We start from the raw sequence: 4,429 nt of genomic DNA, 5'->3' as shown, positions 1-4,429 counted from the left end.
GATCGTGCTCGTCACGCTGGTCTTGCGCGGGATGGCGGCGCCCACCGCGACGCCGAGCGCGAACACGCCCTGCAGCGCCGCGGCACGGTCCAGCGTGAGACCGAGCACGTTCTGCGCCCACGTCAGCAAGAGCACCTGCAGCACCATGCCGCTGCCCCAGAACAGCGACGTGACCCCCAGCGAGATGCGGCCTTCGCGGTCCTGCCACAGCGTCCGGTTGCAGCGATAGAAATCGGCGAGCAGCGCGGGCAAGGGGCGGCGCGCGTCGGCCGGGCGGACGCCGGCGTGCATCACGGGCAGGTTCAACAGCGTCGCCAGCAAATACGTCATGACGATCACGGCAACCGCCATGCCGATGGGCGTGGCCCGCCATGGCAAGGTCAGGTGCAGCAGCCACGCGATCGCCTGCGGATTGGCGGAGAGGGCGCCGCCCAGCACCGTGCCGAGGATCATGGCGAGCACGGTCGTGCCCTCGATCCAGCCGTTGGCCGCCACGAGGCGGCGCGGCGGCAGCACCTCGGCCAGGATGCCGTACTTGGCGGGCGAGTATGCGGAGGCGCCGAGCCCCACGATGCCGTAGGCGAGCAGGGGATTGGCCTTGGCCAGGATCAGCGAGCAGCCGAGCATCTTGACGGTGTTCGTCAGCAGCATCACGCGGCCCTTGGGAAAGCGGTCGGCGAAGGCGCCGGCGAACGGCGCCAGCACGATGTACGACAGGACGAAACCCATCTTCAGCATCGGCGTCATCCACTGCGGGAACGACAGCGTGGCGACCAGCGACACGCACAGGATGAACAGCGCGCTGTCCGCCAGCGACGAAAAGAATTGGGCGCCGACGATGGCGAAGAATGCGGCATTCATGGAAGCGGTATATCACAGCCGTCCCGGAGGCCGGATTCGCTTGCTGTAAATACAGAAACTTTGCGATTGCGACAATTGGTTTGATTTGCATATAAACAATAGTTTTATACTTATGGAATTATCTATACAGGTTGGATGCGCTTGGACGCTTTCACACTCATCGTGGCCGCCGCGCTGGCGGCATTGACCATGGCTGCCAGCATGGGGCTGCTGTACCTCGCCAGCGCGCGCCAGGCCTGCCTCGTCGACTGGACGGTCGCCGCTGCGTTATTCGCACTGAGCAACGGGCTTGGCGCCATCGGCCTGCACCAGCAGGCGGGTCCCATTCTGTTCATCGCAAGCGTCAACGCGCTCCACATCGGCGGCCATTTCGGCATGCTGGCCGGGGTGCGGCGCCACCTGCACCTGGCGCCCGGCTGGCGCTGGGGCGTGCTGCTGATGGTCGCCGTGCTGGCGGCGCATGCGCTGATGTTCGCGCGCGGCGCGCCGCTGTACCGGCTCGTGCTGTTCACACCGTTCGTCGGCGCGCTCAATCTCGGCGCCGCGTGGCTGCTGTGGCGCCGCAGCGAGCGCGCGGCGTGCGCGGCGCATACGCCGCTGATCGTGCTGCAGGTGCTGTCCGCGCTGCAGCAGGTCGCGCGCATGGCGATCATGCTCGCGTACGACGGTCACCCGCCGGGCTTCCTGGGCGGCGATTTCTTCCGCACGTCGGGCGCGCTGGCGATGCTGGTGTACATGTCGCTGGCGACGATGTGCTGCGCGCTGATCGTCAGCCACCAGCAGACATTGGCGTTGCGCCGCGCCTCGCTGACGGACGTGCTGACCGGCTGGCTGAACCGGCGCGCCCTGCACGACGTGGCCACGCGCGACTTCCGCCGCTGCCGCCGCAACGGTTCGGCCATGTTCTTCATCACGTTCGACATCGACCACTTCAAGCCCATCAACGACCGCTACGGCCACGGCGTGGGGGACGCGGCGATCTGCCACGTGACGGCACTGTCGGCGCGGGTGCTGCGCGGGTACGATGCGCTGTTCCGCATCGGCGGGGAAGAGTTCGCGGTACTGGTCGTCGGCGAACATGCGGGGAACGTGGGCGCCATGGCCGAACGCCTGCGCGAAGCCGTGGTGGCGGCGCCGCTGACCGTCGAGGGGATGCCGGTCCCGATGACCGTCAGCGTGGGCGTGGCCGCGCTGGATGCGCACGACCAGAAATGGGAAGACATCCTGAGCCGCGCGGACGTGGCGCTGTACCACGCCAAGCAGAACGGCCGCAACCGCGTCAGCGTGCATGGCCGCGATGTCATCGGCCGCGGCCAGGCGACGCGGCTGCAGGCGGTGGTGGCCTGAGCCGCTTCGTGCGCTTTTATTTCATCCAGACGGCGTAGTTGTTACCCGACGTCTGCAACGTCCAGCCGGCACCCGGGCTCCAGCTGTTCGGGCCGATCTTCATCGCCAGCTGGTGCGTCGTGCCGGTGATGATGGCTGCGTACAGGCCTTGCGTCGCCTGCTGGATCGCGACCGCCGACGTCGAATTCACGCCCGCATTCTTGCGCGCCGCCATCAGCGCCGCGATCTGCGTCTTGAGATTCCAGTTGTAGATGTGCGGGTAGAACACGGTCGGGATGCCCGGATGCGACAGGATGTAGGCATACCCTTCCAGCACCGAACCGCACGGCACCGGCCACAGGTTCTGGCCCGTGCCGCAGCTTTCGGCCGGGCCGGTGTCGTGGTTGTCGACGAACGTCACCGACATCGCCGGCCACCAGCCGATGGCGCCCTGCGGCTTGCCGTCGGTCGCCTTCAGGCGCCAGTAATTGCCGTTGGCGAGGGCGTCGTTGAGGATGCCCTTGGTCGTGAAGTCGAACGCGCCGCAGCTGTTGCTGGTGCCGTTGATCCAGTCCATGATCGCCTGGCGGTTCGCGTTCAGGTTGTTCAGGTCGAACGAATCCGGCCACATCTCGCCGACGCAGAAATCGGGTGCGAACGCGTTCGAATACTGGCCCGCGTAGCTCGCCGAAAAGCCCTTCACGTAGTCGAAACGCAGGCCCGAGAAGCCCACCGGCTTCAGCGTGTAGTTCAGCCAGTTGATGATGCCGTTCTGGACTTCGCCCACGTTCTTGTGGTCGAGGTCGCGCCCGGCGGAAAAGCCCTGGCCCGTGTCGGCGTTGCCGAGGCCGCAGTTGCACTCGTCGCCGTTGACGATGGAATAGGTGGTCCAGTTCGGGTTCGTGAAGTCGGACCAGCCCGTGGTGCCCACGCGGTGGTTGACGACGACGTCGACGATGGATTTGACGCCCTTGCTCTTGAATGCGCTGACGACGTTCGTCAGCTCGGCCGCGCTGCCATATTTGGAATCGAGCTTGTTCAGCTGGCGCGGCAGATAGCCTTCCTTGGCGCTCGAATCCGACGGCGGCGGGAACCACACGTGGGTGAATCCCATCGCGCTCAAGTCGCCGACGTTGTTCAGCAGGGTGTTGTACCAGTCCGGGCCGGCATAGTTGGCCGAGTTCCAGTGGAAACCCTGCAGGACGATGGCCGTGCTGCCGCCGGCCTGCTGGGTGGGGGTGGCGGGCCCTGCCGGGGCCATGGACGTGATCATGCCCGCCGCCAGCAGGGCGACGATGGTGCTCTTCTTCATGCTTCTCCTCCGATGTGATACGGGTAAGGTCCCGGCGAACAACGGAGGTCGTGCAAAAGTCCGTTGCTCAGTCAGGTACTTTTACTACGTATCGGGCGATCATTCTGTGATGTTTTCGTGCCCGACGGGGGAGATTCTTAGCTATACGTATTTTCGTGTCAACCTAATTCGCATGAAATATGTAGTTTTAATACTTTCGATTTGCGCTTTCGCAAATGAAATTCTCGAGCGACGTCGCGCCGCGGACGGGGTCGTCCGGCCAGCGGTCCTGCTCGTCCAGCACGGTCCCGGTCATGCACGTATAGCTGCGCGCCGCTTCCGCCGAAAAGCCGAGCTGGCGGAACGTCTGCTCCCAGGCGTGGCGCGGGACGACCTCGACGTCGACGGGGCGGCCGAGTGCCCGCGCGAACGCGTCGGCGACGTCGCGCGGCGTGTACCGGCGCGGGCCTTCGATGTAGAGGGTCTCGGTCCGGTCCGCGGGCTCCATCAGCCGCTGCGCGGCGGCTTCGCCCAGGTCGCAGGGCGCGACCATCGGGATGGCGGCATCCTCCGGAAAGAAGCTGGGCAGCTTGCCGCGGTGGCGCACCGTGTCGAGCATCTCGGTCCAGTTGCTCATGTAGTAGGCACCGCGATTGACGGCGACGGGAACGGCCTGCGCCCGCAGCTTTTCCTCGAATTCGAACAGCACGGTGAGGTCGCCGCACGGCTCGCCGGCGCGCGCGCCGAACGTCGAGACGGCGATGGCCTTGCGCAAACCGGAGTCCGTCACCGCGTCGACGATGGCGGCGGCGTTCGCGCGCTCGACGGCGTCGGTGTCGGTGAACGGCGCGGCCGGCGGATTCAGCAGCAGCGCGGTGGTGCCCGTACGCAGGATGGCGCGCAGCGCGGGCACGTCGCGCACGTCCGCGACGGCGACTTTCGCGCCGGCAT

General features: G+C 66.3%; 4 protein-coding genes. 1 reads left to right on the top strand and 3 read right to left on the bottom strand.

Annotated features, from left to right (window positions below):
• Positions 1 to 861 (bottom strand): lysophospholipid transporter LplT (gene lplT / locus ACEN88_RS25140; protein WP_413344074.1); only part of this gene is annotated, 861 nt, incomplete at its 3' end.
• A gap of 141 nt (positions 862 to 1,002) precedes the next feature.
• On the opposite strand from lplT, the gene ACEN88_RS25135 reads away from it, so the two are divergent.
• Entirely contained in the window at positions 1,003 to 2,208 is a 1,206-nt protein-coding gene (locus ACEN88_RS25135) for a diguanylate cyclase (protein WP_413344072.1), read from the top strand.
• A gap of 16 nt (positions 2,209 to 2,224) precedes the next feature.
• Here the strand turns inward: ACEN88_RS25135 and ACEN88_RS25130 are convergent, their stop codons facing one another.
• Together ACEN88_RS25130 and ACEN88_RS25125 are read right to left on the bottom strand one after the other, a co-directional pair.
• Positions 2,225 to 3,499 (bottom strand): glucan 1,4-alpha-maltotetraohydrolase domain-containing protein, encoded by a 1,275-nt coding sequence (locus ACEN88_RS25130; protein ID WP_413344070.1) that lies wholly within the window; start codon positions 3,497 to 3,499, stop codon positions 2,225 to 2,227.
• A gap of 187 nt (positions 3,500 to 3,686) precedes the next feature.
• Positions 3,687 to 4,429 (bottom strand): NmrA family NAD(P)-binding protein (locus ACEN88_RS25125; protein ID WP_413344068.1); only part of this gene is annotated, 743 nt, incomplete at its 5' end.

The organism is Massilia sp. CT11-108 (genome assembly GCF_047302915.1).
In the GTDB taxonomy this organism is placed as follows: Bacteria; Pseudomonadota; Gammaproteobacteria; order Burkholderiales; family Burkholderiaceae_D; genus Telluria; species Telluria orientalis.
The sequence above is the reverse complement of the archived record's forward strand: the minus strand, read 5'-3'. Positions and strand labels throughout refer to the sequence as shown.